General features: G+C 34.6%; 25 protein-coding genes and 3 pseudogenes. 15 read left to right on the top strand and 13 right to left on the bottom strand.

Annotated elements, in window-relative coordinates; translation table 11 throughout:
* Positions 1 to 175 precede the first annotated feature (175 nt).
* Positions 176 to 1,366: an MFS transporter gene (locus tag AB9L17_RS09905; RefSeq protein WP_068986275.1), complete on the top strand. Its 1,191-nt coding sequence runs from the start codon at positions 176 to 178 to the stop codon at positions 1,364 to 1,366.
* Between the two features lie 187 nt (positions 1,367 to 1,553).
* Here the strand turns inward: AB9L17_RS09905 and AB9L17_RS09900 are convergent.
* Positions 1,554 to 2,023 (bottom strand): annotated as a pseudogene (locus AB9L17_RS09900) (radical SAM protein); the annotation flags it as partial.
* 101 nt (positions 2,024 to 2,124) lie between these two features.
* Here AB9L17_RS09900 and AB9L17_RS09895 point away from each other — a divergent pair.
* The 6 genes and pseudogenes from AB9L17_RS09895 (at position 2,125) to AB9L17_RS09870 (ending at position 8,083) form a co-directional block, all read left to right on the top strand.
* Complete coding sequence (locus AB9L17_RS09895) at positions 2,125 to 2,808, top strand: GntR family transcriptional regulator (RefSeq protein WP_223555645.1); 684 nt, start codon at positions 2,125 to 2,127, stop codon at positions 2,806 to 2,808.
* Positions 2,809 to 2,829: 21 nt separating this feature from the next.
* A pseudogene (locus AB9L17_RS09890) lies at positions 2,830 to 3,463 on the top strand (sterol desaturase family protein).
* A 988-nt stretch (positions 3,464 to 4,451) separates the two neighbouring features.
* Positions 4,452 to 4,889, top strand: a complete 438-nt coding sequence (locus AB9L17_RS09885) for a LytTR family DNA-binding domain-containing protein (protein WP_223555648.1) — start codon at positions 4,452 to 4,454, stop codon at positions 4,887 to 4,889.
* A gap of 14 nt (positions 4,890 to 4,903) precedes the next feature.
* A complete protein-coding gene (locus tag AB9L17_RS09880; RefSeq protein ID WP_223555651.1) occupies positions 4,904 to 5,338 on the top strand; it encodes a DUF3021 family protein in 435 nt (144 codons plus the stop codon).
* 289 nt (positions 5,339 to 5,627) lie between these two features.
* On the top strand, positions 5,628 to 6,932 hold the full coding sequence (locus tag AB9L17_RS09875; RefSeq protein WP_375200505.1) for an alpha/beta hydrolase family protein: 1,305 nt from the start codon (positions 5,628 to 5,630) through the stop codon (positions 6,930 to 6,932).
* Positions 6,933 to 7,132: 200 nt separating this feature from the next.
* Positions 7,133 to 8,083: a LysM peptidoglycan-binding domain-containing protein gene (locus tag AB9L17_RS09870; protein WP_375200504.1), complete on the top strand. Its 951-nt coding sequence runs from the start codon at positions 7,133 to 7,135 to the stop codon at positions 8,081 to 8,083.
* A gap of 308 nt (positions 8,084 to 8,391) precedes the next feature.
* Here AB9L17_RS09870 and AB9L17_RS09865 read toward each other — a convergent pair whose 3' ends face one another.
* Complete coding sequence (locus AB9L17_RS09865) at positions 8,392 to 9,180, bottom strand: DeoR/GlpR family DNA-binding transcription regulator (RefSeq protein ID WP_068986267.1); 789 nt, start codon at positions 9,178 to 9,180, stop codon at positions 8,392 to 8,394.
* 359 nt (positions 9,181 to 9,539) lie between these two features.
* Between AB9L17_RS09865 and AB9L17_RS09860 the strand changes: the two genes are divergently transcribed.
* A complete protein-coding gene (locus AB9L17_RS09860; RefSeq protein ID WP_068986266.1) occupies positions 9,540 to 9,938 on the top strand; it encodes a glucosamine 6-phosphate synthetase in 399 nt (132 codons plus the stop codon).
* Positions 9,939 to 10,096: 158 nt separating this feature from the next.
* On the opposite strand, the gene AB9L17_RS09855 is transcribed toward AB9L17_RS09860, so the two are convergent.
* On the bottom strand, positions 10,097 to 10,873 hold the full coding sequence (locus tag AB9L17_RS09855; RefSeq protein ID WP_068986265.1) for a class I SAM-dependent methyltransferase: 777 nt from the start codon (positions 10,871 to 10,873) through the stop codon (positions 10,097 to 10,099).
* Positions 10,874 to 11,428: 555 nt separating this feature from the next.
* On the opposite strand from AB9L17_RS09855, the gene AB9L17_RS09850 reads away from it, so the two are divergent.
* Positions 11,429 to 11,800, top strand: a complete 372-nt coding sequence (locus tag AB9L17_RS09850) for a hypothetical protein (RefSeq protein ID WP_068986264.1) — start codon at positions 11,429 to 11,431, stop codon at positions 11,798 to 11,800.
* 196 nt (positions 11,801 to 11,996) lie between these two features.
* On the opposite strand, the gene AB9L17_RS09845 is transcribed toward AB9L17_RS09850, so the two are convergent.
* The 5 genes from AB9L17_RS09845 to AB9L17_RS09825 all read right to left on the bottom strand — a co-directional run bounded on the left by AB9L17_RS09845 (position 11,997) and on the right by AB9L17_RS09825 (position 16,912).
* Positions 11,997 to 13,760 (bottom strand): M60 family metallopeptidase, encoded by a 1,764-nt coding sequence (locus AB9L17_RS09845; protein ID WP_375200503.1) that lies wholly within the window; start codon positions 13,758 to 13,760, stop codon positions 11,997 to 11,999.
* Positions 13,761 to 14,313: 553 nt separating this feature from the next.
* Positions 14,314 to 14,547, bottom strand: coding sequence for a hypothetical protein (locus AB9L17_RS09840; protein WP_068986262.1), 234 nt, complete (start codon positions 14,545 to 14,547; stop codon positions 14,314 to 14,316).
* 153 nt (positions 14,548 to 14,700) lie between these two features.
* Positions 14,701 to 15,252 (bottom strand): GNAT family N-acetyltransferase, encoded by a 552-nt coding sequence (locus AB9L17_RS09835; protein ID WP_375200502.1) that lies wholly within the window; start codon positions 15,250 to 15,252, stop codon positions 14,701 to 14,703.
* Positions 15,253 to 15,353: 101 nt separating this feature from the next.
* Complete coding sequence (locus tag AB9L17_RS09830; RefSeq protein ID WP_375200501.1) at positions 15,354 to 16,217, bottom strand: GNAT family N-acetyltransferase; 864 nt, start codon at positions 16,215 to 16,217, stop codon at positions 15,354 to 15,356.
* A 197-nt stretch (positions 16,218 to 16,414) separates the two neighbouring features.
* Positions 16,415 to 16,912, bottom strand: coding sequence for a hypothetical protein (locus AB9L17_RS09825; protein WP_175401815.1), 498 nt, complete (start codon positions 16,910 to 16,912; stop codon positions 16,415 to 16,417).
* A gap of 110 nt (positions 16,913 to 17,022) precedes the next feature.
* Between AB9L17_RS09825 and AB9L17_RS09820 the strand changes: the two genes are divergently transcribed.
* Positions 17,023 to 17,487: an NUDIX domain-containing protein gene (locus AB9L17_RS09820; protein ID WP_375200500.1), complete on the top strand. Its 465-nt coding sequence runs from the start codon at positions 17,023 to 17,025 to the stop codon at positions 17,485 to 17,487.
* Between the two features lie 47 nt (positions 17,488 to 17,534).
* On the opposite strand, the gene AB9L17_RS09815 is transcribed toward AB9L17_RS09820, so the two are convergent.
* On the bottom strand, positions 17,535 to 17,978 hold the full coding sequence (locus tag AB9L17_RS09815) for a GNAT family N-acetyltransferase (RefSeq protein ID WP_223555683.1): 444 nt from the start codon (positions 17,976 to 17,978) through the stop codon (positions 17,535 to 17,537).
* A 25-nt stretch (positions 17,979 to 18,003) separates the two neighbouring features.
* Positions 18,004 to 18,321, bottom strand: a complete 318-nt coding sequence (locus AB9L17_RS09810; protein WP_068986257.1) for a MazG nucleotide pyrophosphohydrolase domain-containing protein — start codon at positions 18,319 to 18,321, stop codon at positions 18,004 to 18,006.
* A gap of 77 nt (positions 18,322 to 18,398) precedes the next feature.
* On the opposite strand from AB9L17_RS09810, the gene AB9L17_RS09805 reads away from it, so the two are divergent.
* Entirely contained in the window at positions 18,399 to 18,974 is a 576-nt protein-coding gene (locus AB9L17_RS09805; RefSeq protein ID WP_223555685.1) for a TIGR00730 family Rossman fold protein, read from the top strand.
* Positions 18,975 to 19,324: 350 nt separating this feature from the next.
* On the opposite strand, the gene AB9L17_RS09800 is transcribed toward AB9L17_RS09805, so the two are convergent.
* Positions 19,325 to 19,753: a DUF6241 domain-containing protein gene (locus AB9L17_RS09800; RefSeq protein WP_375200499.1), complete on the bottom strand. Its 429-nt coding sequence runs from the start codon at positions 19,751 to 19,753 to the stop codon at positions 19,325 to 19,327.
* Positions 19,754 to 20,055: 302 nt separating this feature from the next.
* Here AB9L17_RS09800 and AB9L17_RS09795 point away from each other — a divergent pair, with 302 nt between their 5' ends.
* The 3 genes from AB9L17_RS09795 to AB9L17_RS09785 all read left to right on the top strand — a co-directional run bounded on the left by AB9L17_RS09795 (position 20,056) and on the right by AB9L17_RS09785 (position 22,105).
* Positions 20,056 to 20,646 (top strand): hypothetical protein, encoded by a 591-nt coding sequence (locus tag AB9L17_RS09795; RefSeq protein WP_375200498.1) that lies wholly within the window; start codon positions 20,056 to 20,058, stop codon positions 20,644 to 20,646.
* Between the two features lie 577 nt (positions 20,647 to 21,223).
* On the top strand, positions 21,224 to 21,463 hold the full coding sequence (locus AB9L17_RS09790; protein ID WP_223555692.1) for a hypothetical protein: 240 nt from the start codon (positions 21,224 to 21,226) through the stop codon (positions 21,461 to 21,463).
* Between the two features lie 444 nt (positions 21,464 to 21,907).
* Positions 21,908 to 22,105 (top strand): helix-turn-helix transcriptional regulator, encoded by a 198-nt coding sequence (locus AB9L17_RS09785; protein WP_068986250.1) that lies wholly within the window; start codon positions 21,908 to 21,910, stop codon positions 22,103 to 22,105.
* A 166-nt stretch (positions 22,106 to 22,271) separates the two neighbouring features.
* Here AB9L17_RS09785 and AB9L17_RS09780 read toward each other — a convergent pair.
* Positions 22,272 to 23,442 (bottom strand): annotated as a pseudogene (locus AB9L17_RS09780) (IS3 family transposase).
* A 207-nt stretch (positions 23,443 to 23,649) separates the two neighbouring features.
* Between AB9L17_RS09780 and AB9L17_RS09775 the strand changes: the two are divergent.
* Positions 23,650 to 23,886, top strand: a complete 237-nt coding sequence (locus AB9L17_RS09775) for a hypothetical protein (RefSeq protein WP_375200497.1) — start codon at positions 23,650 to 23,652, stop codon at positions 23,884 to 23,886.
* 1,050 nt (positions 23,887 to 24,936) lie between these two features.
* On the opposite strand, the gene AB9L17_RS09770 is transcribed toward AB9L17_RS09775, so the two are convergent.
* Complete coding sequence (locus AB9L17_RS09770; protein ID WP_068986248.1) at positions 24,937 to 25,632, bottom strand: potassium channel family protein; 696 nt, start codon at positions 25,630 to 25,632, stop codon at positions 24,937 to 24,939.
* Positions 25,633 to 25,958 lie beyond the last annotated feature (326 nt).

Raw genomic sequence — 25,958 nt, 5'->3', positions numbered from 1 at the left:
CATTCAACAAAAATATGCATACTTTAATAGTCTTCTTCTTACTCTACAGCCTTGTCGATTGTGGTGTTCTATTGATTAAGAAAGGGTTTTTCTCGCTAAAAATTTTGTGGTATGATGTTCAGGTTGTGTATTTACTCTGTGACACATTTACATACATCTAAGAAAAGAGGTATTTATGCACCCCACAAAATTAACCAAGCGACATTGGTTGCTCATTTTAACACTCTCTTTATTAACATTTGTACTCGGGACAAGCGAATTTGTTATTGTCGGAATTTTAACAGATATTTCTTCGAGTCTTCATATGACAAATGCAAAGGCAGGCACACTCGTCTCTGCGTTTGCCATTACGTTTGCCATCGCCACACCCCTAGTGATGTCAGCAACAAGTCATTTACCAAAGCGTAAATGGATGTTGTTTTTGATAGGATCTTTCATCGTCTTGAATGCTTTGTGCGTCATTTCGACGAGCTACTTCATGCTCCTTGTACTTCGGATTATGACAGCGATTGTAACAGGAGTATTAATCTCTCTAGCTATGATTGTTGCAAGTGAAACCATGCCAATTAAAAAACGCGGACTTGCGATATCATTCGTTTTTGGTGGTTTCACACTTGCAAATGTCGTTGGAGTGCCAATTGGTATTGTCATCGCCGAACGGTACGGTTGGAATGCCACTTTCATGTTAACCACTTTCCTAGGAGGATTGGCGTTTTTGGCATCCTTTTTTGTCTTACCTAATGGTCTCAGCCAAGAACGCAGCTCGATACGGGATCAGTTTTCTTTAATGACCAAGCCACGAATTTTGATGGCTTTTTTCATTCCTGCTCTCGGATTTGGCGCAACTTATGCCGTCTTTACTTACCTTGTTCCGATCTTAAAGGGGATGGGAGCACCCGATCATTCAATTAGTTTAATCTTATTTGCTTATGGGTTTATCTCGATTTTCAGCAACATCCTTGCCGGTAAAATTGCCAGCCACAATCCAATCGGTCGCCTTCGGTTTGTTTTTCTCGTGCAGGCAGTTGTTCTGACAAGTTTATTTTGGACAACAAATCACTTTATTTTAGGACTGGTAAACATTGGCTTCATGTCGTTAATGGCCATCCTCTTAACAACATCTACTCAGCTATATTTAATAGACCTCGCCGGAATTTATCAGCCAAATGCTACAGGACTCGCTGCTTCACTTATGCCAGTGGCAAGCAATGTAGGCATCGCTTTTGGTTCTGCATTAGGCGGAATTGTATACCATCAAGGGAATTTGATGAATGTAACATGGGTCGGTGGAATCGTTGCAGTCTGTGCAAGTCTACTAACTTTCTTTTGTCATCTTTTAGACCAAAAACAAAAGAAATCAGCCTAAAAATGAAATGAGCAATTATACAAATGCAACATATACTTTAGTAGAAATACAATTCCAACAGGCACGTTCGCATGAAGCGAATGTGCCTGTTTTTAAAAAACGCACTTACTTTTGATCAGGTTTACCTCATTATATCTAAATGAGGTATGGCTCAATCTAACTTACTATATCCTAGCCATTTGCCTATCTATTTTCCAAACCGTTTGCGAAATCCGCATTTTCTACATAGTTCCATCACTCCCACTCTTCGTGAAAAACCATCTACAAGGTTTTGGGCTCTAACTATCTCCAGAAATTGAATTATCATGACTATTTCCTCTCACCATCTAGGCAACAAGGAATAACGGTTCTGTTTGCTAAAAACTCCCGCTTTATTTCGTATGCCTAACAGATGCCCTTCTCAACATCTTCTTCATGGAACGCAGGCTAATGAAACTCTTAATCTTGATTGATGAAGATGCGGTCCGCAATTTTCACGCCGCTTCTTGGTATGACCTTCACTTCAATTTTGTAGTCTAAATCAAATTCTTTCTCAATAATTTCTAGTAATTCTCTGATTCGTTTTCTTTCAATATTCGTCGAATTGTCTTGTGTAAGGTTCCATAATCTTAGGGAAACCATTAGATCTAATTGGATCGTTGCTTCTCTAATAAAATTTCGCCACATTCCATTGACAGAAAATTCAAACTTGATATATACTTTTTGGTATTACCACTGTCTTTAATTTGTATTACCAAAAAAACAAAGGGGAAGAGGATTTGAAAGAAAAAGAACGCTCCTCAGATAAAATTGAGAATGAATTAATTAGATCTATATTGGCTGGTGTTTATTCTATAGGAAGTACTTTACCGCCGGAAAGAGAGCTTGCAAAAGAATTTGGGGTTGGTCGTCCAACTATTCGAGAAGCACTTCAACGTTTAGGAAAGAGTGGATGGATAACAGGGAGAAAAGGAATGCCTGCGATTGTAAATGATTATTGGCGCAATGGGAATCTATCGACACTTGTTAATATTGTTGAGAATCATCATACCATTACAGATGAATTCGTCATGTACTTATTAGAATTAAGAAGTTCTTTGACTCCGACTTATATTCGTGATGCTGTTACGTTTAATCAACCGAAAGTGGTTGCTCTCCTTGCCAATCTAGAGCAGCTTGAAGATTGTGCAGAAAGCTACGCAGCATTTGATTGGGATTTGCAAAAAAAGTGTGCTGGTCTGGCTGCCAATCCAATCTTTCTACTTATTTTGAATAGCTTCGATTCCATTTATATAGATATGGCGAAGAGATTTTTTTCTGTAAAAGATCATCGTGAGTTGTCCTTCCACTATTACCACGAGTTATTAAAAGCTGCATTAAAGGGAGATGCAATGGAGGCGGAAAGGTTATCTACGACAACAATGGCGAAAAGCTTGGCTCTTTGGAAAGATAGAAAAAAATAAAAAATGCTGGAGGCGTGATCAATGAAAATGAAATATATGAAAGAATATTTTTCCTACCCTGATATATTAATCATGAGCTGTCTATTCCTCATTAGCTTTGGTTATATGATTCTACATTTAACCTCTTTCGGAATTTTGGGTGCTTTTATTCTGGGCATGATTATGTATTCCTTAGCTGAGTATGTTACACACAGGTTTCTTTTTCATCTGAAACCACCAAAGAATGCTTTTTTGTTAAAAATGCTTAAACGCTTACATTATGACCACCATTCAAGTCCGAATGAATTACATTTATTATTTTTACCCTTATGGTATAGTGTGCCAAACATTGTAATTGTAGCAGCCATTTTTTATTTTCTTTCATCTAGCTTTATCATGACAAACGCATTTATTGCAGGCATCATGCTCTTTTTATTGTTTTATGAGTGGAAGCATTATATCGCCCATCGCCCCATACAGCCAATATCTCCATGGGGGCGTTGGATGAAAAAGGTTCATTTATGGCATCATTTCAAAAATGAAAATTACTGGTATGGTGTTACGAATCCTGCCTATGATTTCCTCATGGGTACCTTTAAAAACCAAAAGGATGTTGACCAAAGTAAAACTGCTAAAAATCTAGAGAAACGTGGTTGACCAGAAAATAGAATTATAAAAAATAATCCATTGTCACTCCCTGAGAAATGTCGAATGAACTTTTGCATGTTAGAAGAAATCTGTTCCGTGAAGTATAAGAATGTGCGGGAACACAGGGACGATATTTATAAACTTTAAATAAACATAAAAAGCCACAACCCATTCATAAAGCGGTTTTGGCTTTTTTGTGTTTTCAGTTACTTATAATAATTTTCGTTGTTTTTTTGCTTTTTAAAAGAAAAATGAAAACACGGAAGCACAATGGTAGTGACCATCCATTTTTTACTAGAATCTTAACGAGTGCGGTAAAGACAAGAAATCTTTATGGTATGGAATTTCATGCGATTTAACATCATCAAATGCAGGCTGCTTTTCTTAAGACAAATAAAAACTCGAGGAATGAGTGAGGCCGTTCCCCTACTCTCTCGCTACAAGGTCTCATCTGTGATCCCCAAGGAAGTAGCCCAGCCTCCACTACAATCAACTTATATACAAAACAACTTCTTAACAATGTCACCCACACCTTTTGGTGATGAGCCTTATTTGTAGAATTCATTTCACTTATGTTCTCAGCTTTTGCTCAACACTCCCCCTTGTCAGTATTCTACCTTGTATTGTCAACTGCTATCTTTGTTAGTCAAGTAAGATCAGAAATTATTATGAGAATCGATTTACACAACCATGATTCCTTTTTGCCCCACAAGTTCTCTAACCGTTTGACTTTAACATTGTTATAAGCTGCACTACACTTTTCCTGTACCGCTGCCTTTTCTCCTAAACTTAATTGAGGAAAATGAATAGACTCTGGCTAATATCTTAGTATAAATCCCAATAATCAAATAAAATGTAAAATAGAACTGTATATGGAGTGTTATAATAAAGTAGTCTGAAGGATGGAAGTATTATCCCGATCCGATTGTACTAATCAACGCGCGAACACTTGAAAACAATGAAAAACAAAAATCCTTAGTCGACCTGAAATAATTTGAATTTTCGCAGGTGATAATATGAAAATTAGAATAGAAGAAATAAGCAAAGAAATGAAAGAAGAAATCCTCATCAGATGTCATGAAGTGAATGACGAAATATACGAAATCGTAAATAAGCTGAAAACTGAAAACCTCATTGTACTCGGCTATCAAAATGATAGAGTTCACCGTATTAAGCTTAGTGCTATCTATTATTTCGAGGCAGTTGATGGAAAGGTTTTTCTTTACTGCAAGGAAAACGTTTTTGAGGTAAAACAAAAGCTTTATGAGCTTGAGGAATTATTACAGGGAAAGAGCTGTTTTCGTGCATCCAAATCAACAATTTTGAACATAGCCAAAATTTCTTCTATTAATCCGTCCATAAGTGGCCGATTTGAAGCGGTACTTGATAATGGGGAACGGGCTGTTGTATCAAGACAGTATGTGCCAGTCCTTAAAAATATGCTTGGATTATAAAAGGAGGGATAAAAATGAGAACTAGCGCATTTGTACAGAAGATTGTTAAAGATTTCTTGATTATCTTCGCATCCATCATCATGATCATTACTATTTTGCGACAAATGTTTTATCCCGATATGTCCTTTGATTTGAATTCGATTTATATCATTATGGCATTTTCATTTTTAAGCGCCTCAATTGGATTTATTTTGTATTCTCCTAATGCTATAAGCGAGAAGCAAATGCGGATAAGAATGGCCATACACTTTTTCACTTTAGAGATTCTATTGATTACCCTTAGTAGTATTTTTGGTATTGTGAATAGTGTATTAGATTGCATCATTTTGGCCTTACAAATTGCCGTAATCTATCTCCTAGTTCGTTTACTGTCATGGCAAAAGGATAAAAAAGAAGCAAAAAAAATCAACGAAAAACTAAAAGCATTTAAGAAAGACATATTTGAGTAGTCAATAAAATCATAAAGCAGCAGTTATCTGGAAGCAGTATATTATGAGGCTAGAACATAACTGATCAAAACCTTAAAAAGCGCGAGAAATCAATTTTAGCAACGTTGATTTCTTGCGCTTTTCTGATGTAAATTTTTTTGATTTTGCATTGAAATATTTTTATGTCCCTGCCCCTTTTTTACAACTTAGTCGCCCGTGGATACAACTTACCGTTTTTCTATATACTTCCTTTCAGCGATTACATATGATGAGTTCAATAAAAATGAATCGAAAAAAAGGAGTAACTACTATGGGAATTTTATTATTATTGATCACTTTGATTTTCGAGATTACTTTTGCAATCTACTGTGTTATAACGAAACAAAATCACAAAAAAATGAAGAGTTGGATGAGGATTGCTGTATTTATAGCCTTTGTAATACTCACACTTTCATCGGTGATTGTGTGGAATTTCCGCTGGGTAATGCCTACAATAGTACTTTTCATTTTGGCAGTACAGGGAACGTTTTCTCTTATCCGTAACAAAACAAATAACCAACAATACAAAGCTTCATCTATTATGTGGAAATCCATGATTACGATATTGGCATTGGTATTTGCATTTACACCTGCAATTGTTTTTCCACAGCATAAATCACCAAAAGTGACTGGTCAATTTCAAGTCGCAACCGCTACTTACACATATATTGACAAGAATCGTATTGAGCAATTTACTGACAAGGGGGACAACAGATTTGTTAATGTGGAGTTTTGGTATCCAAAAAACGCAGATGAAACATACCCTCTATTGGTGTTCTCACATGGAGCAACTGGTATTAAGGCAAGTAATACGTCTACCTATACTGAACTCGCAAGTCACGGTTATGTAGTCGCTTCAATCGATCATCCTTATCACTCTTTTTATACCGTTTCAAATGATGGAACGAAGGCTTTAATCAATACTGATTATAACAGTGAAATTAGCAATTCTAATAAAGAAGGCATTTACACGAAGGAAGAAGTTTATGGACTCATTCAAAAATGGATGAAACTTCGAACAGACGATATGAATTTTGTCATTGATACAATACTTACAAAAGCCAAAAGTGACAATGACCCCATTTATCAACATATCGATACAGAGAAAATTGGTGTGTTCGGGCATTCAATGGGCGGTGCTGCAAGTGTTTGGATCGGTAAAGAACGTGATGATGTAGATGCAGTTGTAAATATTGACGCACCGTTCTTTAGTGAGCTTATTTATAATAGAGAAATGGATGATTTTATAGCGCGTGACGAAGACTTTACAATCCCACTTCTTAACATTTATTCTGACGATGTTTGGGAACAACTCGAAAGCAACTCTACTTACGTAGCGAACAAACTCAATAACGAACACTTCAAAGATGCATATACTACTCATTTAAAAGGGGCAAAACATTTAAGCTTAACCGATTTACCACTTTTCTCTCCTATACTTGCAAATATTCTTCAAGGCGGAAGGGCCGACATTGATCAATATTACTGTATTGAAAAGACAAACGAACTCATTCTTGATTTTTTTGACAATAAGTTAAAAGACAAAGGACATTTTACTCCCAAAGAAACATATTGATTTTTTTCTAGTAGCTATAAAATACTTAGATATTGAAAGCGGCTCAAAAAATAATAATACTTTCTTAGTAATAGTAGCAATATTATTGCAATATAATTGACATGGACGTAAACGAATTAACATCTCCTTGTTCTTTTTCTCAGAAAAATCTATGTTACGATTATTTTAGATTAGCAACCAAGAACATGGAGGATAAAAAAATGCTTAAAAAAATTATATCAATTGTACCAGTTGCAATGCTCTCGGCAACTTTAAGTGCTAATGCTCAAGCTGCAACGATTACCGTACAAAAAGGAGATACCCTTTGGGATTTATCACGTGCACATAATACTTCTGTAGAAAATATCCAAACGTTGAATCATCTTACTACCGACCTTATTCACCCAGGGGATGTCCTAACCATTGCACAACAATATACCGTTAAACAAGGTGATACATTATGGGACATCGCCCTAGATCATCAAGTAACAGTTTCGCAAATTAAAGAATGGAACCAATTACAGACTGATTTCATTCATCCAGGTTTAAAACTATTCATCTTTGATGGTTTGAAAACTAGTAAGACGGCTGTCACTGAAAAACCAATAATGCCTGCAGCAAATGAAGCAAAGGGAACTACAACTTCAGCAGCCCCACCATCAACAAATAAAACAACTTCAAAGGATCGTACACCTGAAGCAACTGCTCCATCAACAAGCAATACTGCTGCAAAGGATCATACACCTGAAGCAATCGCTCCAGCAACAAGTAATACTGTTGCAAAGGGGCATACACCGGAAGCAACCGCTCCAGCAACAAGTAATACTGCTGCAAAGGGGCATACACCGGAAGCAACCGCTCCAGCAACAAGTAATACTGCTGCAAAGGAGATTACAGTGGAAGCTTCAGCCTATACAGCTTCATGTGAGGGATGTTCCGGTATTACCGCTACTGGAATTAACCTTAAAACAAACCCAAATGCAAAGGTCATCTCAGTTGACCCTACTGTAATCCCACTTGGTAGTAAAGTTTATGTTGAAGGCTATGGTGAAGCAATTGCAGGAGATACTGGCGGAGCCATTAAAGGAAATCGAATCGATGTCTTTTTCCCTTCTCAACAAGATGCAATCAATTTCGGAGTAAAAAAATTAAAGGTAACAATCTTAAACTAACAATTCTAATTCCATCCTATTCTTAGGATTTCATATATATACAAAAAGGTGATTTTGTATCCTTTTAATAAGCAAAAAAGAACCAGCTTCGGTCCTTTTTTGCTTATTTTTTCAGCTCTTTTAAATCAATAAATGTTATATAACTAACCTGATTGGCAATTTAATAGATGAAACTATTCGACTTCGTCAACCTTGTTCCCATCTAATTGGTGTGTGCCCCCGACTGTTTCGCCCTTCCCTTTGCAATTTATTACAATATCGATATCGTGAAGTAAATTCGGTTCTTGGCAGTTGGATATTCTTTTCCTCTAAACGGTTATTATTTCAACACCTTTTGCTATTAAAGCTCTTTGCCATTCTGCATCGAGCTTAGCATTCGTAAATAATAGATCGATATCATCAAAACTCCCACTTTTATAAAACTTCATTAAGTTGAATTTTGATTCATCGACCATCATGACAACTTGTCTTGCATTTTTCTTTAATCGATTAAATATTTGAGCGTCCTCAATATACGTGCATGTTAATTCCTTTTCCAATGAAATTCCATCACAAGAAGCAAATAATTTATTCACCGTAAAATGATCAAGTAAGTTTAATGTCATATCACCAGATAATGCTAATGAATTTGTATTTAACATTCCACCGGCTACTATCAGTTTGCAATCAAATGACTCATACTGTTCCTTTAGCTCTATAATTTTATTCGCAGCAGGTATAGAGTTTGTCAAAATAGTGAGGTTTTTTTTGTCATATAGATAGTCCAATATTTGCATCGTCGTTGTGCCAACTTCAATGGCAATAATATCATTATCCTCCACCAATTTACTTGCTGCCATTGCTATACTACGTTTTTTATCAATGTTTTCATTACGACGTTTATTAAAAAATAATTCCACGGTATGATCGTTTTTCTTTAGAGCTCCACCGTGTATTTTCGTTAGCTTGCCTTCTTTATGCAACAAATCTAAATCTCTTCGGATGGTTTCTGTCGTGACATTTAGTACTTTTGCTAAATCGTTGACCATCACTCGATTGTATTGATCTAGCTCATCAAGTATGTATTTTCTTCGTTCAAATTGTGTATAAGATTTCATCATAACACCTCTTTGTATTCCACAATATACTTTAACCTTAAAGGCTCTTCACCAAAAATGTACTGATCCTTAGTTCTATTGTAATTAAGTTACCCAGCAAATGAAAGTTTCCTATAAATACTTAACCTTTTAAACATTCCCTTTACAATTCCTTCAAAAAATCTCTGAGAAAAGTTGAAACCATTCATTTCGAACTAAATCAAATTTATTCTTGCTAAATCTTTATAATACGACTACCTTCTTCATATTCTCCCCTTCCATTCACGACAAGATAAAATCATTAAACAGAAAATATTATTGTAAGCTAGCAATAATTAGTATAAAGATGATAAAATATACTAATAAAGGGGGCTGCAAATATGGGGAAATTAAGCAAAAGAACTATACTGTGGATTGTGCCAATCGGTATTTTAGGGGTATTTTGGTATTTTTACGGTCCACAAAAGGACATTACAGATAATGAATATATTACATATGTTAAAAACTATTCATTTGAAAATAGTAGTAAAACTATAGAATCGGGCTTTGCAAGTGCTTGTGAAAATCCGTATTGGGTGTATTTTGAAACACAAAAAGGACAAGATGTAGTGGAATTTAAAGGTGATTGTCCCGTTAATAAAAAAACGGAAAAGGTGAATGTTCAATTTTTAGTTGACCGTGACATGACTAATGTGCGGTACGGTGCCATGCTGGTTGACAATAAAATGCAGGAGGAAGCGGATCGGGACAAATACCTTTTAGCTCTATCAGGCGAATAAATGAAGATAAAGCTCTCGTGTGATAATCAGAACGAGAGCTTTTTAGATTAAGTTAAACAGTCCGTTAACAGTACGGAGGTGATGGATTGAATCTCCGTAGCGACGGATTGAATCTACCAAAAATTGAAATAGAACCTTCATTTTCGGAAAACAATTAATCATTTTACCGCTTTCCAAATGGTCCATCTGTCTTTTTCAACTATAGTACTTTCTATTGAAATTGACTTATCCATATAAGTCACTAATGCATTTAATTCTTCATCGTCTAATTCATGTAAAATGCTTCTTCCTGTTCTTTCCTTTAAATCTTTTAATAATTGCTCTTTCTGTTCATACACTTCCCTGGTTTCCCATAGTTTTACTTCTTTAATCTCGCTAAATCCTATTTCCTTCAGTGTTTCAACTACTCGGTCGCTACTATGTCTGCGTTTAATTTCTTGTTCTTTTAATTTTGGAAAACGTTCAAAGAAATAACCTCTTATATGGCAGTCATCACCTTTTAATAAACAATCTTCTGGTGTACGGTCTTGGATAATGTAGACCCCTTTATCCTCCAAAATTCGATAGGCCTCTTGAAAACAAGTTTTTAAATCTTGGATATGATGAATTAAAGCTCGTTCAAGTAATAACTGAAAGCTGTCATTCTCTAAGCCTGTATCCAACGCATTCCCTTGTTTGAACGTAATATTATGATAGTCTTTACAATTTTCTTTTGCCCCTACGAGCATGGCCTCCGAAAAATCCACGCCTATTACAGATGGTATACCTATATCTGCTAGTGCTTTTAAATAAATTCCTCCACCACAGCCTATATCTGCAGCCTTAGAAATATTTGTGATCGTGACAAGTTCTTTCAAGGTTTCCATCCATGAGTTGTCAGCATGTCGAGTTGTATAAGAAGTTTGATTGCCCTTATTGTGAAAATCAATTCCCATCTTTATCACTCTTTTCTTTATGGATATTTTTGTTATCTACATTTTACACCTATTATGGAACATAAGTAAAATTAATGTTAATTATAATTTTCAATAAGCTATCCTTATTGATATAAATCACTCTAATGGTTTTAGTTTTTCATATGCATAAAAAGCTGCAAAATAAAGTGCTTCCCAAGAAATACCACTACCGAAACATAAACAACCGTTAATAAATGTGATTATTTACCGTTATAATAACTCTTTACATAAAGGTAACTTTCAGTGTAAAATTACACTATAAGTAACCTTTATTGATAAGGATAATGTTATTTGAATAAAGATTTGATTTTTAAGAATGTTCGACTTATTCATCTTGAAAGAAGATATTCTCAAAAACAATTAGATACTGTTCTATAAAGACACTGGTTATGTTGAAAAAAGAACATCTTTTGATTGGTCGAAACGTATTAGGTCACGAGGTCAAAAAGGAAAAACATTTGGGGGAAATTATTTTGGAATGAGACCACGAAAAAAGAACGTTTATACTATTTAAATTTTAAAGGAGCAATTAACATGAAAAAAAACAAGAAAGTCATTATTTTAAACAGCCTATTAGTAGGAACAATCCTATTAAATCTTTTTATCTTTACTTCACGTATGCCCATTTTCCCTTGGTTTATTGAAGATGCATGGGGATATTTAGGCGTATTCCTAACGGCACCAATCTTAATAGGTATTTATTTCATCCTAAGACATTACCACAAGCTACAATTAGTCACAAACATCAATAAAGTAATTCCCTTATTTGTCGCAGTAACATCACTGATTATTGTATTTATGCCGACAAATGACTTTTTAAATATTGTTGCCCTTGTCATTAACGTAGCAGCTATGGTATTTTTAGCAGCAGGTTCCCTATTCACTCAAAAAGAAATGGCGCTTTAATCAACATATAGACCTTAGTAAGCACAAAATAACCAGGTACTCATTTGTAAAGTGAGTCCTGGTTTTTTGTTTAAATGTATATAATTTAAAAAGTTGATAGCCTTTGGGTTACCCGTACAATAAATAAGCAACCCCTTTAATCACACAAACAATTAACTCTATAGAAAGGATAACGTCTATTTCGTTTTATGATAAATTAATAGCCTAAAATATCTACTTCTGCTGCTGAGGCGTATCCATTTATTCCGTTTACTACCTCTAATTTCACATATTTAGCAGATACGGGATCAAATGTTGCAAATTGTTGTTTCGTGCTATTTTCCCATGTTCCAGAAGTTGCTTTTTGATAATTAACACCATCAGTACTTGTGTAAATGTTATAGTTAAGAATACGACCATTTGCAGGTCCAGATTGCCTTGGAACATATGCTAGTTGTGTAATCGTACGAGTATTGCCAAGATCAATTGTTAAATAGAACGGATATTTGTTTTGCTCGCTCCATTTACTATGCCAAATCGTACTAGTTCTTCCATCAATCGCATTCGTTGCAGGTTCCACACCTAATTCTTCACTACTTGCAATTACCTTCATGTTTTCTTTAGATAATGTGTTTAACGAAATATGTCTAGTATCCGTTGCTTCCCAAATAGGTGCAGTTACTGTTGGATAATGTAAAGCTTCTATATTCTGTCTAGTTTCTGCCGATGCTTTAAGTCCCCATTGATCAAAAAACGGAAGCAAATTTTGTTTTGCTACTTTGGATGTGTTATAAATAAATGCTTGTATTTTCTCTTCATCCGTTTTTGGAAGTTGATTTTCGGGTAATTCACGATATATTTTATGAAGATTCGGATAAAAATCATCACCATATGCTAAATGAAGTTGCCAAATCATCACAAGCTTCACAAACAAGTCATCAATATTTTTATAATCTTTATCTGTTTGTTTTAAGTATTGAAAGGCTCTTTCATAATCCCCTTCTTTTTCTAAACGTGTTGGTTCATTCGGGAATAATTGCTTTTGTGCAGCTAAAGAATATAGATTAACCGTTACTTCACCCATACCTCTAAGGTCATTCCACTTCCACGGGTGTTGTTGTCTTGCGTGTCCTGCTTCATGCATCTGTCCCCATCCAAACTTATTTACATTCAAAGCACTTTCGATTGCGTTCCCAGCAGTAGTAAAAAAGCCTCCATCAAGAGATGCATACATTCCCCAATCTGATTTGTTAGGGTTTTCTACAAAAGCCCAAAGGCGGCGAGTTGGTCGATGTAAAGGATTAGCGTCTGTTTCAGATAATCCTGATATCTTATCTTGTGCTCGAATCATTTCATCATATTTCTCTAGTAAGGGAACAGGGTCTTGATCTACGATATATTTTCTAGCACTAGCCTGAGTAACAGTAAGTACTGCTTTCTCTGATTTTAGTTGGACGGCATGTGCATCAGGGTATGCATTCATCATAGCAATCCAGTCTTCTTTCGTATGCTTCCCTAATTCAAATAATGGAACAGGGCTTCCACCTTGTGTTACTTTCACGTGAATTGTTCCTGTATTTTGATAGTTATCAAATCCTAATAAACCACCGTTCGGAGAGGAAATGGTATTAGAGCCGGGAACAAGAGTAGATTCTTTACCCCATTCTTTATCGTATCCATGTGTACCAATAATAGCTCTAATTGGTTGTGATCCTGATACTTCAATTGTAACTTGTTCATTTGGTTTTACATAGATTCCAGTTGGAGTAAATGTTTTTTGCTGTCCTCTTCTTTCTCTTTTTGCTTCCTCCCCATAGCTCCCTGTACCTGGAAGATCAAATTCTCTTTGTTCATATTGAGCTGTGGTTTGCGTAGCAGCTGTTTCAGCATGAACAACTGCATGATTTGTCATGATAGGTGTAAATAGTGCAGTTGTTAAAATAGCCGAAGTTGCAAATATTTTTATTGATTTTTCTAACATATAAGTTCTCCTTATATCACAAGATTTTTTTAACGTCGATGAAGCAAAAGCTACCAGTGATAGAATGACAAGAATTAAAACCGTCTTTCCCTTTGTGCAGAAGGAAAAGACGGTTTTAATTCTTTATTTACTCTAACACTACTAATAACACCTAACAATAATTATTAAAGCTTAAAAAGCTTGTTTTAATTAAGCGAAAAAACTACTTTTATATAAGAGTAAAGGATTAGACATACAAGCTATCCCGTTATTATTATTTTTTTACAGGCACTTAGACCTAGAACTCATTTATAGATCTAATAAAATCATTTATTTCTCCTCAAATAAAACGAAAACTTTACTAATTATACTACTTAGAATGCTGTTTTAAAGGTGTTTAAATAGAGATCAATTGAATCCATATTGTTCAAAAAATAGATAATAAAAACGGTTTCATTCCGATTTTCCCACCGAGTTTTCTATCGTTTTTGAATGTGTATTCGAATAAGTACATAAATTCTTAACAAAAAAACTCATGCAATTCATTATTTTGCATGAGTTAATCTTATTAAATTCATTTTTCTTCCTCATTTTCAGCAGTATCTACGGATTGGATAATGTTTAGCTCAAGAATTCGAATTTCCTGATTTAACTTAGAAATTGCCGCTTCCATTTGTTCAAAGCGCTCCAATTGACTTTTGCTGAGATTGTCCATTGGTATAGCTTCTTTTAACGCTGCCTGCCTTGCATATAGAATTTCTAGTAAATCCAACTTTTCAAAATAAGCTGTACTATAGTGTATTTCCATACTCAAAGCCCCTTACATTTTACTTTTTCACCACTAATAAAATACATGCTTTTACTAGTACTATAACCGAAAAAAGCAAATACAAAACCGGGTCTTAGTTAGCATCTATTATCCAATTTAAAGCTATACAAGAATATATTTCCGTAGGATTTATTATCGAAAAAATGCACCTTCCATATCTCTTTGTAAAAATGAATAGACAAAAGTATCGTGAGCTTGACCATTTTGATACATATAATCTCTCAGAATCCCTTCCTTTTGAAAACCAATTTTAGTTAGTAATTTATTTGAGGCTTCATTTTCTATAAAGACAACAGCCCCTATACGAGTCAGTCCCATGTGCTCAAAGCCATAAGTTACAATTTCGGTAACCGCTTCTAACGTATATCCTTTTCTCCAATAATCAGGATGAATTTCATAACCGATTTCTGCTCGTTTATATAGAGGTGACCAAGCGTTAAAGCCAATTGTTCCGATTATATCATTCGTTCCTTTTCTTTCAATTCCCCATCTTATTCCTCTTTTTTCAGCAAAGTTCTTTGAAAATAATTTTACTAGATTTTCCGCTTGCTGTATTTCTAGGAATGGCTCTTGTCCATAATAGCGAGTGACTTCTTCATTAGAAAAACACTTAAAAATGCTCTCTGCATCATCCTGTGTAAGCTCTCTTAAAATAAGTCTTTCTGTCTCTAAATTAGGAAACATTCAATTCTCCCCCTTTACTTTCTATTTCTCTATATTTCCATTAAAACCCTTTAAAAAATAAAAAAAGAGCACATCCAATAGAATGATGCCCTCATAGGGTTTTAGCCAAAGATTTGCGCTGCTATGGCGAATAGCGTATTATTTCTTGCTGGCATTTTTTCAGCATGAAGAATCATAACTGGAGGTATATTTGCCTTTTTAAAGCCACTTTGCTCTAAAAATTTAGTGAATTCAGCATGTCCAGATGGTACATCCATTCTTAATTTTCCATGATGGTCTTTCGCTAAAGCATCTAAAATATAGGTAGCCGTTTGTGAATCTGGCGCCACAATAGGACCTAAAATTAGATTGATTGGCCCTGCAATAGACATGCCAAAGCCTATAATATTTGCCTGATGGTCTTTCACAACGATACAACGCTGTGATTGTTGAATTCTGTTCTTTAGGAAATTACTTCTTTGATCTCCAAAGGCTGCTGCATCCAGATTAACGATGGCAGCAAAATCAGGCTCTTGAAAATCTTCAAGTGACCACTCGTGAGAAGCAAAGTTTTTTGCCCTACTATAATTGTCGGCAAGATGTTTATGAATATAGTCTACAGTGGTAAAGCCCATTTTCTTATATAAAGGCTCACCATCTTTGGTCGCAATGAGCATAATTGCTGTATGTTCTGAAACACTGTCGATACATTTTTGAGTAGCTAATTTACCTAGACCGAGTCCTCTATAATTCTCATGAACTATGACCATGCCAATTGAAGCTAAATTTCTTTCATATGTAGTAATGGCCGCACTTGATACAATTTTTCCCTCAGCATTTTTGTGACCAAATATTTTACCTGACAACATAACCGTTGTTATTTCGAATTCATCGTAATCCCACCCGACAGAGTCAGAAAGGGCTATTAATCCTGGAATATCATTTGCATCAAATAACACTAACTGTAATGGATTATATGTATTCATTTATCCCCCTAAAAAGAACGTTTGTTTCCATTTTATATGTATCGATTATTCTATTCAAGTGGAATTTCTAGAAAATTTTTACTCAATACCAAAACGTGAGATTGATTTCCGTTCTGGCTGACCGCTTTCCTTAGGTGTCAAATGAACCCAAGGTAGTCGCCCAGCCTCCAATCCAGATAATCATTAGCGCTTCCTTTTTACTGAAAATAGTAATTGACGGCCTCGTCCGCAGAATTTAACACGATATTATTTTTGGTTTTATAAATAAACTTTGGTGAAGTACAGGCTTTTTCGAGACTTTTTGCTTGTTTCAACGTATCGGTCATTTGCTCGATCATATCAGAATAGCCATCAAGATTATTAGATATTTTCGGCAGCATTGAATCCGAAATGTCGAGCTTAATGGAAACTTGATCCTCCACGTAATTATTTAAATTAATGAAAAAACATTCTTCTAGATTTTTCGAAGACTTATCAACATTAATAACAGCTTCATTATAATTGGCAATTAGTCCCGTAGATGTTACAGTTATTGTAAAACCTTGTTCTGTTAATTTTTTATTTATACTATCAAGAAATGTATTGACTTCAGCATCTAATTTTGGCGTTACATTATTTTGTATTAATGTATCGCAATTTTGATAAATAGTATCAATTTCAGCCTGCTTTTCAACGAGTAATTTAAAATTTGACATAGAGTACACACTAAATCTCCCCTTTTCTATAAGTTTGACATTCGGGCGTTTTTTTAGTCATCTTTAAGCCATATATTTTCATTACATAATCTAATTTAGGAGAGATATACATGCATATTAGGAATTCCATTAAAGCTGTAATTGTAGAAGAAAATAAAATTTTACTGACAAAAAATAAAGACACTGAAGGCTACTTTTATCTTTTTCCTGGAGGTGGTCAGGAACATGGAGAAACTTTTCACACTGCTTTAAAAAGAGAATGTATCGAAGAGATTGGTTGCTCGGTTGAAATCGGAGATCTACTGTTCATTCGGGAATATATTGGGAAAAATCATGAGCATGCAGCTTTCGATTTTGATGCTCATCAAGCGGAATTTTATTTTGTTTGTCAGTTATCACAGGGAAATGACACGAACTTTCAGCCAACAAATCCTGATAGTCATCAAATAGGACTAGAATGGGTAACGATTGAGGATTTATCTAATTATCGACTTTACCCAAAAGAATTAAAAAAGTATCTCCAGCGGTATGATAGCGGTCAAGCAACGCCCATCTATTTAGGAGATATAAATTAATAAAACAGAAGGCTGTCATAACGAAAGAATGTGACAGCCCTTTACCCTTAAACTAAATGTTTTATCATTGTGTAATAGCTACTTCCTGGAGGATAATCTTTTATTTCTCCTACAACCTGGTAGCCCCTCACTTCATAAAACGTACGTGCTTGAAATTCATATGTAGTTAACAGTGCCTTTGTAGCTCCCATTTGCTTAGCTGTTTCTTCAGCTTTCGCTAGTAGCTGTCCACCAATTCCTTTTCCACGGTATTCTTTACAAAACCAAAACTTGTTGATTTCCACCCATCCCCAATAAACCTCAGCAGTGATACCACCAATCCATTGATGTTGGTGATCTGTGACGATTAAGTTTAAAGGACGTACAGAACCTTTTTGTCTACTTTCTTTATGATACGGTGAATGTTCGTCATTGTACTCTTTTAACTTTGTATTTAAAAACGTAGTAAAGTCATCGTGATTTTCTAATAAAACCTCAATTTGATAATCCATATGAATCCCCTTTCGATACAGATTTTTACGCTTTATAACGCGCCATTAGCTTTTCCTGATGAGCTGTAAAAATTTCTTCAAGTGAAATATCATATTTATTGGCTATCACAATAATATTCCCTAGAACGTCTCCCAACTCTTCTACTAACTCTTGCTTATTTTCTTCATAAGAATTAACCTTTTCATCTGGTCGATCTCTCCCAATTTCTAATGCTCGTATAGCTCGTGCGACTTCCCCTGTTTCTTCAGCAAGAAAGCCTATACGCGTAAATATACTTAAATCAGACCAACCACGTGTATCATAGTAATCTTTCACCCATTTTTGAAATTCATTTAATTCCATTTCATCTTCCTCCATTTCTTTCCTTTTAAAATTAAATTATACTATATAAGAAAATAATTAGTTATGGAGGAAAGATGATGAATAGTATTGCAGTGTTTTGCGGATCGAGCATCGGTGCTTCTGAGGCATATAAAGAAGGGGCTATCCTTCTAGGGAAAGAATTAGCTAAACGTAATATTACCTTAATTTATGGTGGAGCTAGTGTAGGTGTGATGGGTACAGTTGCAGATACAGTTCTTCGAGAAGGCGGTAAAGTGATTGGCGTGATCCCTACTTTGCTAGAGGAACGAGAAATTTCACATAAACATTTAACAGAGCTTATTGTCGTTAATTCAATGCATGAACGCAAAAGCAAAATGATGGAACTAGCTGATGGCTTTATCGCTTTACCGGGTGGACCTGGTACGTTAGAAGAATTTTTCGAAGTATTCACATGGAATCAAATTGGCCTTCTGCAAAAGCCATGTGGTCTTTTAAATATTAATCATTATTACGATTTACTTATTGGGTTATTTGACCATATGCAAAACGAACAATTTTTACAACCCCAATATCGTAACGCATTGCTTGTCGATGAAGACGTTACAGCGCTTTTGGATCAATGTGCTGCATATGTCCCTCCTGCAGTTAAAACATATCAAACTAGTAAATGATTAAATTGGTTAAAGTAGCTTGAAATTATAAGATATTGTATTGGTTTTAATAAAAATGCTTTACTATCTTACATACTCAAAAAACAGCTGATATATGTTTATCAGCTGTTTTTCATGTTGAATTGGGGTGTCTTATTAAATAAAGTATGACTCTATGGCAAAACGCGGGGGTTGATTTCCGTTCCGACCAAGTGCTGTCGGTTCGCTTTCGCACAGAGCAAAGCTTCCTGGGGTCGCCCGATGAGCCGCTTGGGGCAACAGATGTTTTTTTGATGTATTCTTGGACTATTTATTCTGCATTTTATACATTGATGATTTAACAAAAACTTCAAATAGCAAAATAACATAAGTTAATTCCGTTTTTCTGTCGTTCCAAAAACTTCATCTACCTCTTTAGCGAAGACTTGGAATATATAGTCTTTCTCTTGTTCTTCTGAAGCAATACCTATCGCTGCACCTTCTGGCCGTTCCCCCCCTTGCATACGCATCAAAACATTATGATCATCGTCAACTCTTGAAAAATCGACCTTTTTCCAACGCTTTAATATATCTATATACGTTTCATGACGTTCATATTTATCTTTGTTTTCTTCTACCATCTGTAATAAAATGTCGATTCTTTCTGGCGTATTCATAATAGAACCTTCTTTCATTTCAGCGATAATCTTTTGGTGCGCCATCTGTTGAATCACTTCTTCTACTAGATTGCCAATGAAGAGTTCATCTCCACTTTTCCATTCATCAATCCTCTTGGAAAAAGTAGGAGTTTCCCACCCCATGTCCCTCGTATCCATCGTCGATACATATTTTTCTTTTTCATCTTCTTTTGAACCATTCTCTAATTCGTTCTCAGCACGTTCGGACTCTTCTTTTTCAAATGGGTCGCGCAGCAGACTATGGTATTCTGAGCGAACATGATAAGCATCTATTGCAGATGTAAGGGAAGCGATGGATCAAATCCATTCTTTGGTAACTTGTTTTGTACTTTGATTAATATAATGAATTAATTTGTTTTAAGGTGGTAAATTAAGTAAAATTAATAGTGGCTATAAAATATTATAAACGGTGGGAGGGGTTAAATGTGGATTCAACATATATTCTTTACAATATTGTTCCCGTAGCATTCTTAATTTTGCTGGTATATATTTTTATTGATATCTTTCTTGATTATTTTAGAAAAGCAGAAAAAAGCAATAAGAAACGAGTTATTCTGTATAGCTTTATTTTTTACTTAATCAGCCTTATTCAAATTAAATTTGGTGGATTTACACTTCATCAAAATTCATCAGATAATAGTAGAACTTTTATTTCAACGAATGATTGGTTTGGAATATTCGATACAATGAACTTTAAGATTTCTATGTGGAGCTACTCAGCTATGGTTTATAACGTCATTTTATTTGTACCATTAGGCATTTATTTATTCCTTTTATTCAATTTAAAAAGTAATAAGAAAGCCATTTCAATGGTCATTTTAAGCTGTTTAGTGATGGATTTAGCTCGTCTTTTACTTGGGTGGACTGGTTTTACTATAAGTAGCTTTACTTATACAGATATTATCTATTTGTTATTTAATATTTCAGGCGGAGTATTAAGCATATTTTTAGTAAAGTACACAGTAAATTTTATTCGCTCTTCTAAATTAAATAGCCAAGCAAAAATTGTCGAATAAAATATACACATATATACTTAAAAACGGTCCCAAATAAGACTTAGGTGACCTTACAAGGAAAGCTTTCAAAACGAGGGTTTGGGAAGGTTATAATCCAATTAACGCAGCAGGTTTGCTGAAAATAGGGAATTGCTTTTATTTGTAGATGATTGGGGGATAATTAATGGAGTTTAATATTTTGATGTATATAATGCTCATTTTAAGTCATTTAATATCTGTCAGTTTAATATTGGCTATTTTTACTTCCGTCTTTGTGAAAAGTAGAAAGAAGGGATATGTATTTTTAACAATCTATATATTACTAAGTATATATTCGCTAACCACTGGATTTAAGGACTCAATGTTATTGGGAAGTTATATGTTGATTATATACATTTGCTTAGGTGTAGTAACTTACTTTGTTATTAAAAAGAAACTTTCAAAAAGAACCGAAATTTAGAAATGGATGTTTAGTGCAACAAGCACTTCAAACCTTCCCAAACTCGCTTTGGGAAGGTTACTGTTTTATCTAACAATTACGTTATCCGAATTTTATGTTAAATTAGACCTAACCATTTTTGATGATTAAGGGGGAGCTATGGAGGCGAAAAAAAACGGTGGTTCTATATTAAGCTCAATTGGTTGGATGTCTGTGGCGTTCTTATTTATTACTTTAATGCCGCCATTATTTATGTTTTTCCCTATTTGTATAGGGATAGTATTAAGACGAGATTATCAAGAGCAGAAACAAGGATTAGCAATGATTATTTTAGGGGTTATCGGCGCACTTGTAGGTTTCCTTTTAGCAATGTACGTTAATTTAAAGATACTTCAATAGGATTATTATTAACAAATAACGATTTCTTTAGATTTTGAGTTATACAAATCCATACAAAATAACATTCCCAAATGAAAGTTTGGACATACACCAAAAATCCACAAATGTTGTTAAATCAACGTTTCGTGGATTTTCTTTTGAACATTGTTTATACGTCTTTTATACAGGTGGCGTAAACGGTTGATGTAGCAGTATTTTTACTTGTTTGGTTTGTTCTTCACTTTGCATAAAATCGTGTATATTTCTGTAACGTTATCCGTATTAATCTGACGGGACCCCATGATCGGGAATGGTATGAAAATGACGAAGATTGTACTTTTTAATGTTTCTAAAATTCATCTATGATAGATGGATTCTTGAGTGCTTTTTGTACTTGACGACCTCCAAAAAGTAAAGTAAGCTTTACGTAAAGTTAAGTTTACTTTACTTTCTGGAGGGCAAAGTTTGAAGAATAATATAAAGAATTTACGCGCTAAGCATGATTTAACTCAAGATAAATTGGCTGAATTACTTAATGTATCAAGACAAACAATTATTTCACTCGAAAAAGAACGCTACAACCCATCTATCATATTAGCATTTGAACTAGCTCGTATATTTAATTGTAGAATTGAAGAGATATTTATTTATCAGGAGGAATGAACTTTATGTCTGATGCAAAGAAAAATCAAATATGATACTATGTCAAGAAAATGGACAGGGAAAATTGAGATTTTGCTTTAAATCTAAGCGCGCTATCGCTTGCTCGCCTCACAAACAATTTAAGGGGCGTAACCCTTAAATTATTTGTAAGGTTAAAGGGGTTTAATTATATGACCTTAGTTTTCTGTGAAGTTTTGAAATATTGCTTTTCGTATGCAATGGGCGACATATAATTTGTAAAAGAATGGATACGCTTGTAGTTATAAAAACTAACGATGTATTCAATGATACTTTTCTTGGCTTGATCTCTCGTTTTATACTTTTCATGAAAAACTAACTCTCTTTTGATGACGCTATGAAATGACTCGATACATGCATTATCGTAACAGTTTCCTTTTCTGCTCATACTTGTAATCATTTTGTTAGTTCGTAATACTTGTTGGTATTCCTTCGACGCATACTGGCTCCCACGATCTGAATGATGAATGAGCTCAGGCGTTGGAGTCTGAGTTCTGATTGCTCGTTTTAAGGCGAGGATCACTAATTCCTTTGTCATTCTCTCATCCATTGCCCAACCGATGATTCGTCTTGAAAACAACTCCATAATCGTTGCTAGATAGAGCCAACCTTCACTGGTCCATATATACGTAATGTCAGCTACCCACGCTTGTCCAGGGCGTTCTACTTTAAATTGTTGGTCTAATAGATTTGGATATACCGGTAGATTATGTTTTGAATTCGTCGTCGCTTTGTATTTTTTCACTGTTTTTGAGCGAATGCCTTCTTCTTTCATAATTCGCGATACTGTTTTTTGCGATACAGAGACTCCTTCTGAATTCAATTGTTTTGTATTTTCGGACTACCATAATTTCTTCTTGAGTCCAAATACACTCGTTTTATTTGACTCGTTAACTTTTCTTTCCGTTCTTTTTGATTACTCTTTGGTCGGTTCAACCACTCGTAGTAACCACTTCTTGAAACACCTAATACTTCGCACATCTTTGCCACACGGAATTCATGTCGGTGTTGTTGAATAAAGTTGTAAACTACTTCCGGTCTTTTGCAAAGATGCCCATAGCCTTTTTTAAGATGGCATTTTCCTCTTCTAGGTCACGTATTCTTTTTTCTAATTCTTTATTTTCCTTATCCTCAGGCTTTAAATTCCCACTACCAACAAATGCAGCTTCGCCATCTTTACTAAATTTCTTTACCCAATTGTGTAATGTCTGTTCTGCAAGATCCAGCTCACGTGCAACCTCGGCAACCCTCTTGCCACTTTCAACTAATTGTACTGCCTCTAATTTAAATTCTTTGTCATAACTTTTTCGTTTTGTCATCTTAGACACTCCTAGTAAATTGTTAAGATTATTATACTTTATAAACTCCCAATTCTCTGTGTCCATTATTTAGACTAACATCAAATATCATTTTTAACTTCTGGACTTTTTGCAACTGGAATGGGGATTTTTTTAAATTATGAGGCTATATTCAAGGGAGAATTTCCTAATTATATTATACTCCTAGCTTTGGGGTTAAATCAGCTAATGCTAGCATACCTTTCACCACATATTTTCCCTAAGGATGAACGTGCAAAAGAAATTATTGGAAAAGCAATGACAGTTAATTATTTCGTTTTATTCGGTACGATCAGCGTTCTTTTTTTACTAACAAGTTCCTTAGGACCTTTAACGCTTAGCTCGACACAAGCACTTAGTGTTCTATTTTGTATCATGGCCCTGACTATTCCAGGAACAATGATTCTTTATTCTAAAAGAGTTTAGTAATTAACAATCTAGTACTAATAAATTGTTAATTACGAAGTTTATCTTACGATGTAAAGATCAATCAGAAAACTTAATTCCATAAAGAGGTGATTTAGTATTAAAACAAAAATAATTATCCCTAGTATATTAAGTAGCGCTATATAAAAATACTGTATATTATCTTAAAAAGGAGATTATATACAGTATTTTTTATTTTGCTATTTTTTATTGTGGTTCCACATCAAAAATCATTGCCCAAGTAAGATTACATATTACTCCAGTACTATATGAATTGTTTGCATAAACACGTGATGAAAATAGACCAGCATATCCTGCTGCAATTATACTTGCCCATCCCATTCCTGGAACCCAAACTGCTAAAAGAGCAGCACTACCACCACCTACTGCTACACTAGCTAAATCAGCTGCAAATTTATTAGCATCACATGAATTAAGTTTCCTACTTTTCCCCCACCAATTTGTTGTTGAGCTTGTTGTTACTCCATTACAATTAGCAAATAAAGATAAATTATTAGGTAAATATCTGAATTAGAATCTAAATTAGTGATTTCTAAATTTAGAGAATCGAAATATCTTTACTGACCTTCTAATAGCTCTAAACTAACGCCATCTTTAACAGCACTTGTTGTATCCAAATTAAATAATCCTTCATTGACAGAAACATATTTTTCCAAAGACGAAAATAGTACGGAATATGATATAGGTACAATTAAGAACGAAACTGAATTATTGTGTATACAGAATTTTATACATGGTTGATTCGAGAGTGTTTTTCGGCTAGATCATCAGATGCAGCATGTATAATACTGCATACTGATTCTTGTTTCTTTTTTAATTTCTAACTAAAGTCTATGTACATATAACAAATCGTTTTTCACATTCCAAAGTAATCTTTAAGAAGAAAAAAGACAATGATACATATTATTAAAATAAGCATACAACCAGGTGACCCAAAAAACGTTAAAAGGTGAATTAATGGATTTCTGAAAACAAACCTCTGTTAAATAAAGAGTAGGCGCTTCAGATGGCTAACTCATTTGCATATAGTCATAATTTCCTTTTCAAGAATAACTGGATAAACTCAATATCCTCTTTTGTTATGTCTTCAATCTCATCAATTGACTGAATTACTTTCAAAACTTGCTTATCTCGAGAATCTTTAGGTTTATTACTAAAATAATTAGTCATTGCAGATGTGAATATACCGACAATCCCAATCCCTACCATTAGTAATACAGCAGCCATTAATCGACCTAATACGGTAACAGGCGCAATATCTCCGTAGCCAACAGTAGTAATTGTAATCAAACCCCACCACAACGCCTCAGCGTAGGTTTCAATCGCGGGTTCAACTATAGCAATTGGTATTGGTATGAGAAATAACATGGCGACACCAAACTTAAAAGCTGTGTCTAATCCATTCGTTCTTAACACCGCATAAAAAGGTTTTAAATAACGTGAACTAATGCCAAGCAATTGAAGAACTTTAAATATACGGACGAGTCTAGCTGCTCTTAAAAGGGAATCGAAAGGGATTAAAGCTACTAACTCTAAAGGATGTTTCTTAACATAGTGCCACTTATTTTCTGCTCGTGCAAAACGAACAATGTAATCCACTACGAAGATGAGCCAAATAGTTTGTTGAAAAATCACAAATCGTTTATCAAACATGAGTGCCAGGACTACTGAGATAAGGATTAAAACAATCATAAAAATTTCATATGTAATTACAAGCTTTTTCACTAAATCTACCGCCTATATCAAATAGTTTACTAGTCAATATTTCATATCAAGCGTGTTGATTAACCACTTTTATCCACACTGATTAATTAAATGCTCTGATTTCCGCTACGGGTTACTCGCTTTCCTGCGGGAGTCGAGTAGCCCTACGCTACAATCAGTTAAAATGTGAAGTATTAGCAAAATCGCAACAAAAAATCCTTTTATCGCTCAATAATAAACCTACTTTTCCCTAATCAACACGCCTGATTTCATATTATACTTCTAAATCCAAATTGCATTTGGCACGGGCTCTGCGAGGCTATGTCTGCGCCCGCCGAAACACGATG

This window comes from Lysinibacillus sp. RS11 (assembly GCF_042019215.1).
Classification (GTDB): domain Bacteria; phylum Bacillota; class Bacilli; order Bacillales_A; family Planococcaceae; genus Lysinibacillus; species Lysinibacillus xylanilyticus_A.
This window is presented reverse-complemented; position numbering and strand designations above follow the sequence as displayed.

What these genes read in the sequence shown, in the direction of transcription:
- AB9L17_RS09905 (WP_068986275.1), top strand. Translation starts at nt 176, where the DNA reads ATGCACCCCACAAAATTAACCAAGCGACATTGGTTGCTCATTTTAACA.
- AB9L17_RS09885 (WP_223555648.1), top strand. Translation starts at nt 4,452, where the DNA reads ATGAAAATTAGAATAGAAGAAATAAGCAAAGAAATGAAAGAAGAAATC.
- AB9L17_RS09880 (WP_223555651.1), top strand. Translation starts at nt 4,904, where the DNA reads ATGAGAACTAGCGCATTTGTACAGAAGATTGTTAAAGATTTCTTGATT.
- AB9L17_RS09875 (WP_375200505.1), top strand. Translation starts at nt 5,628, where the DNA reads ATGGGAATTTTATTATTATTGATCACTTTGATTTTCGAGATTACTTTT.
- AB9L17_RS09870 (WP_375200504.1), top strand. Translation starts at nt 7,133, where the DNA reads ATGCTTAAAAAAATTATATCAATTGTACCAGTTGCAATGCTCTCGGCA.
- AB9L17_RS09865 (WP_068986267.1), bottom strand. Translation starts at nt 9,180, where the DNA reads ATGAAATCTTATACACAATTTGAACGAAGAAAATACATACTTGATGAG.
- AB9L17_RS09860 (WP_068986266.1), top strand. Translation starts at nt 9,540, where the DNA reads ATGGGGAAATTAAGCAAAAGAACTATACTGTGGATTGTGCCAATCGGT.
- AB9L17_RS09855 (WP_068986265.1), bottom strand. Translation starts at nt 10,873, where the DNA reads ATGGGAATTGATTTTCACAATAAGGGCAATCAAACTTCTTATACAACT.
- AB9L17_RS09850 (WP_068986264.1), top strand. Translation starts at nt 11,429, where the DNA reads ATGAAAAAAAACAAGAAAGTCATTATTTTAAACAGCCTATTAGTAGGA.
- AB9L17_RS09845 (WP_375200503.1), bottom strand. Translation starts at nt 13,760, where the DNA reads ATGTTAGAAAAATCAATAAAAATATTTGCAACTTCGGCTATTTTAACA.
- AB9L17_RS09840 (WP_068986262.1), bottom strand. Translation starts at nt 14,547, where the DNA reads ATGGAAATACACTATAGTACAGCTTATTTTGAAAAGTTGGATTTACTA.
- AB9L17_RS09835 (WP_375200502.1), bottom strand. Translation starts at nt 15,252, where the DNA reads ATGTTTCCTAATTTAGAGACAGAAAGACTTATTTTAAGAGAGCTTACA.
- AB9L17_RS09830 (WP_375200501.1), bottom strand. Translation starts at nt 16,217, where the DNA reads ATGAATACATATAATCCATTACAGTTAGTGTTATTTGATGCAAATGAT.
- AB9L17_RS09825 (WP_175401815.1), bottom strand. Translation starts at nt 16,912, where the DNA reads ATGTCAAATTTTAAATTACTCGTTGAAAAGCAGGCTGAAATTGATACT.
- AB9L17_RS09820 (WP_375200500.1), top strand. Translation starts at nt 17,023, where the DNA reads ATGCATATTAGGAATTCCATTAAAGCTGTAATTGTAGAAGAAAATAAA.
- AB9L17_RS09815 (WP_223555683.1), bottom strand. Translation starts at nt 17,978, where the DNA reads ATGGATTATCAAATTGAGGTTTTATTAGAAAATCACGATGACTTTACT.
- AB9L17_RS09810 (WP_068986257.1), bottom strand. Translation starts at nt 18,321, where the DNA reads ATGGAATTAAATGAATTTCAAAAATGGGTGAAAGATTACTATGATACA.
- AB9L17_RS09805 (WP_223555685.1), top strand. Translation starts at nt 18,399, where the DNA reads ATGAATAGTATTGCAGTGTTTTGCGGATCGAGCATCGGTGCTTCTGAG.
- AB9L17_RS09800 (WP_375200499.1), bottom strand. Translation starts at nt 19,753, where the DNA reads ATGGGGTGGGAAACTCCTACTTTTTCCAAGAGGATTGATGAATGGAAA.
- AB9L17_RS09790 (WP_223555692.1), top strand. Translation starts at nt 21,224, where the DNA reads ATGGAGGCGAAAAAAAACGGTGGTTCTATATTAAGCTCAATTGGTTGG.
- AB9L17_RS09775 (WP_375200497.1), top strand. Translation starts at nt 23,650, where the DNA reads ATGCTAGCATACCTTTCACCACATATTTTCCCTAAGGATGAACGTGCA.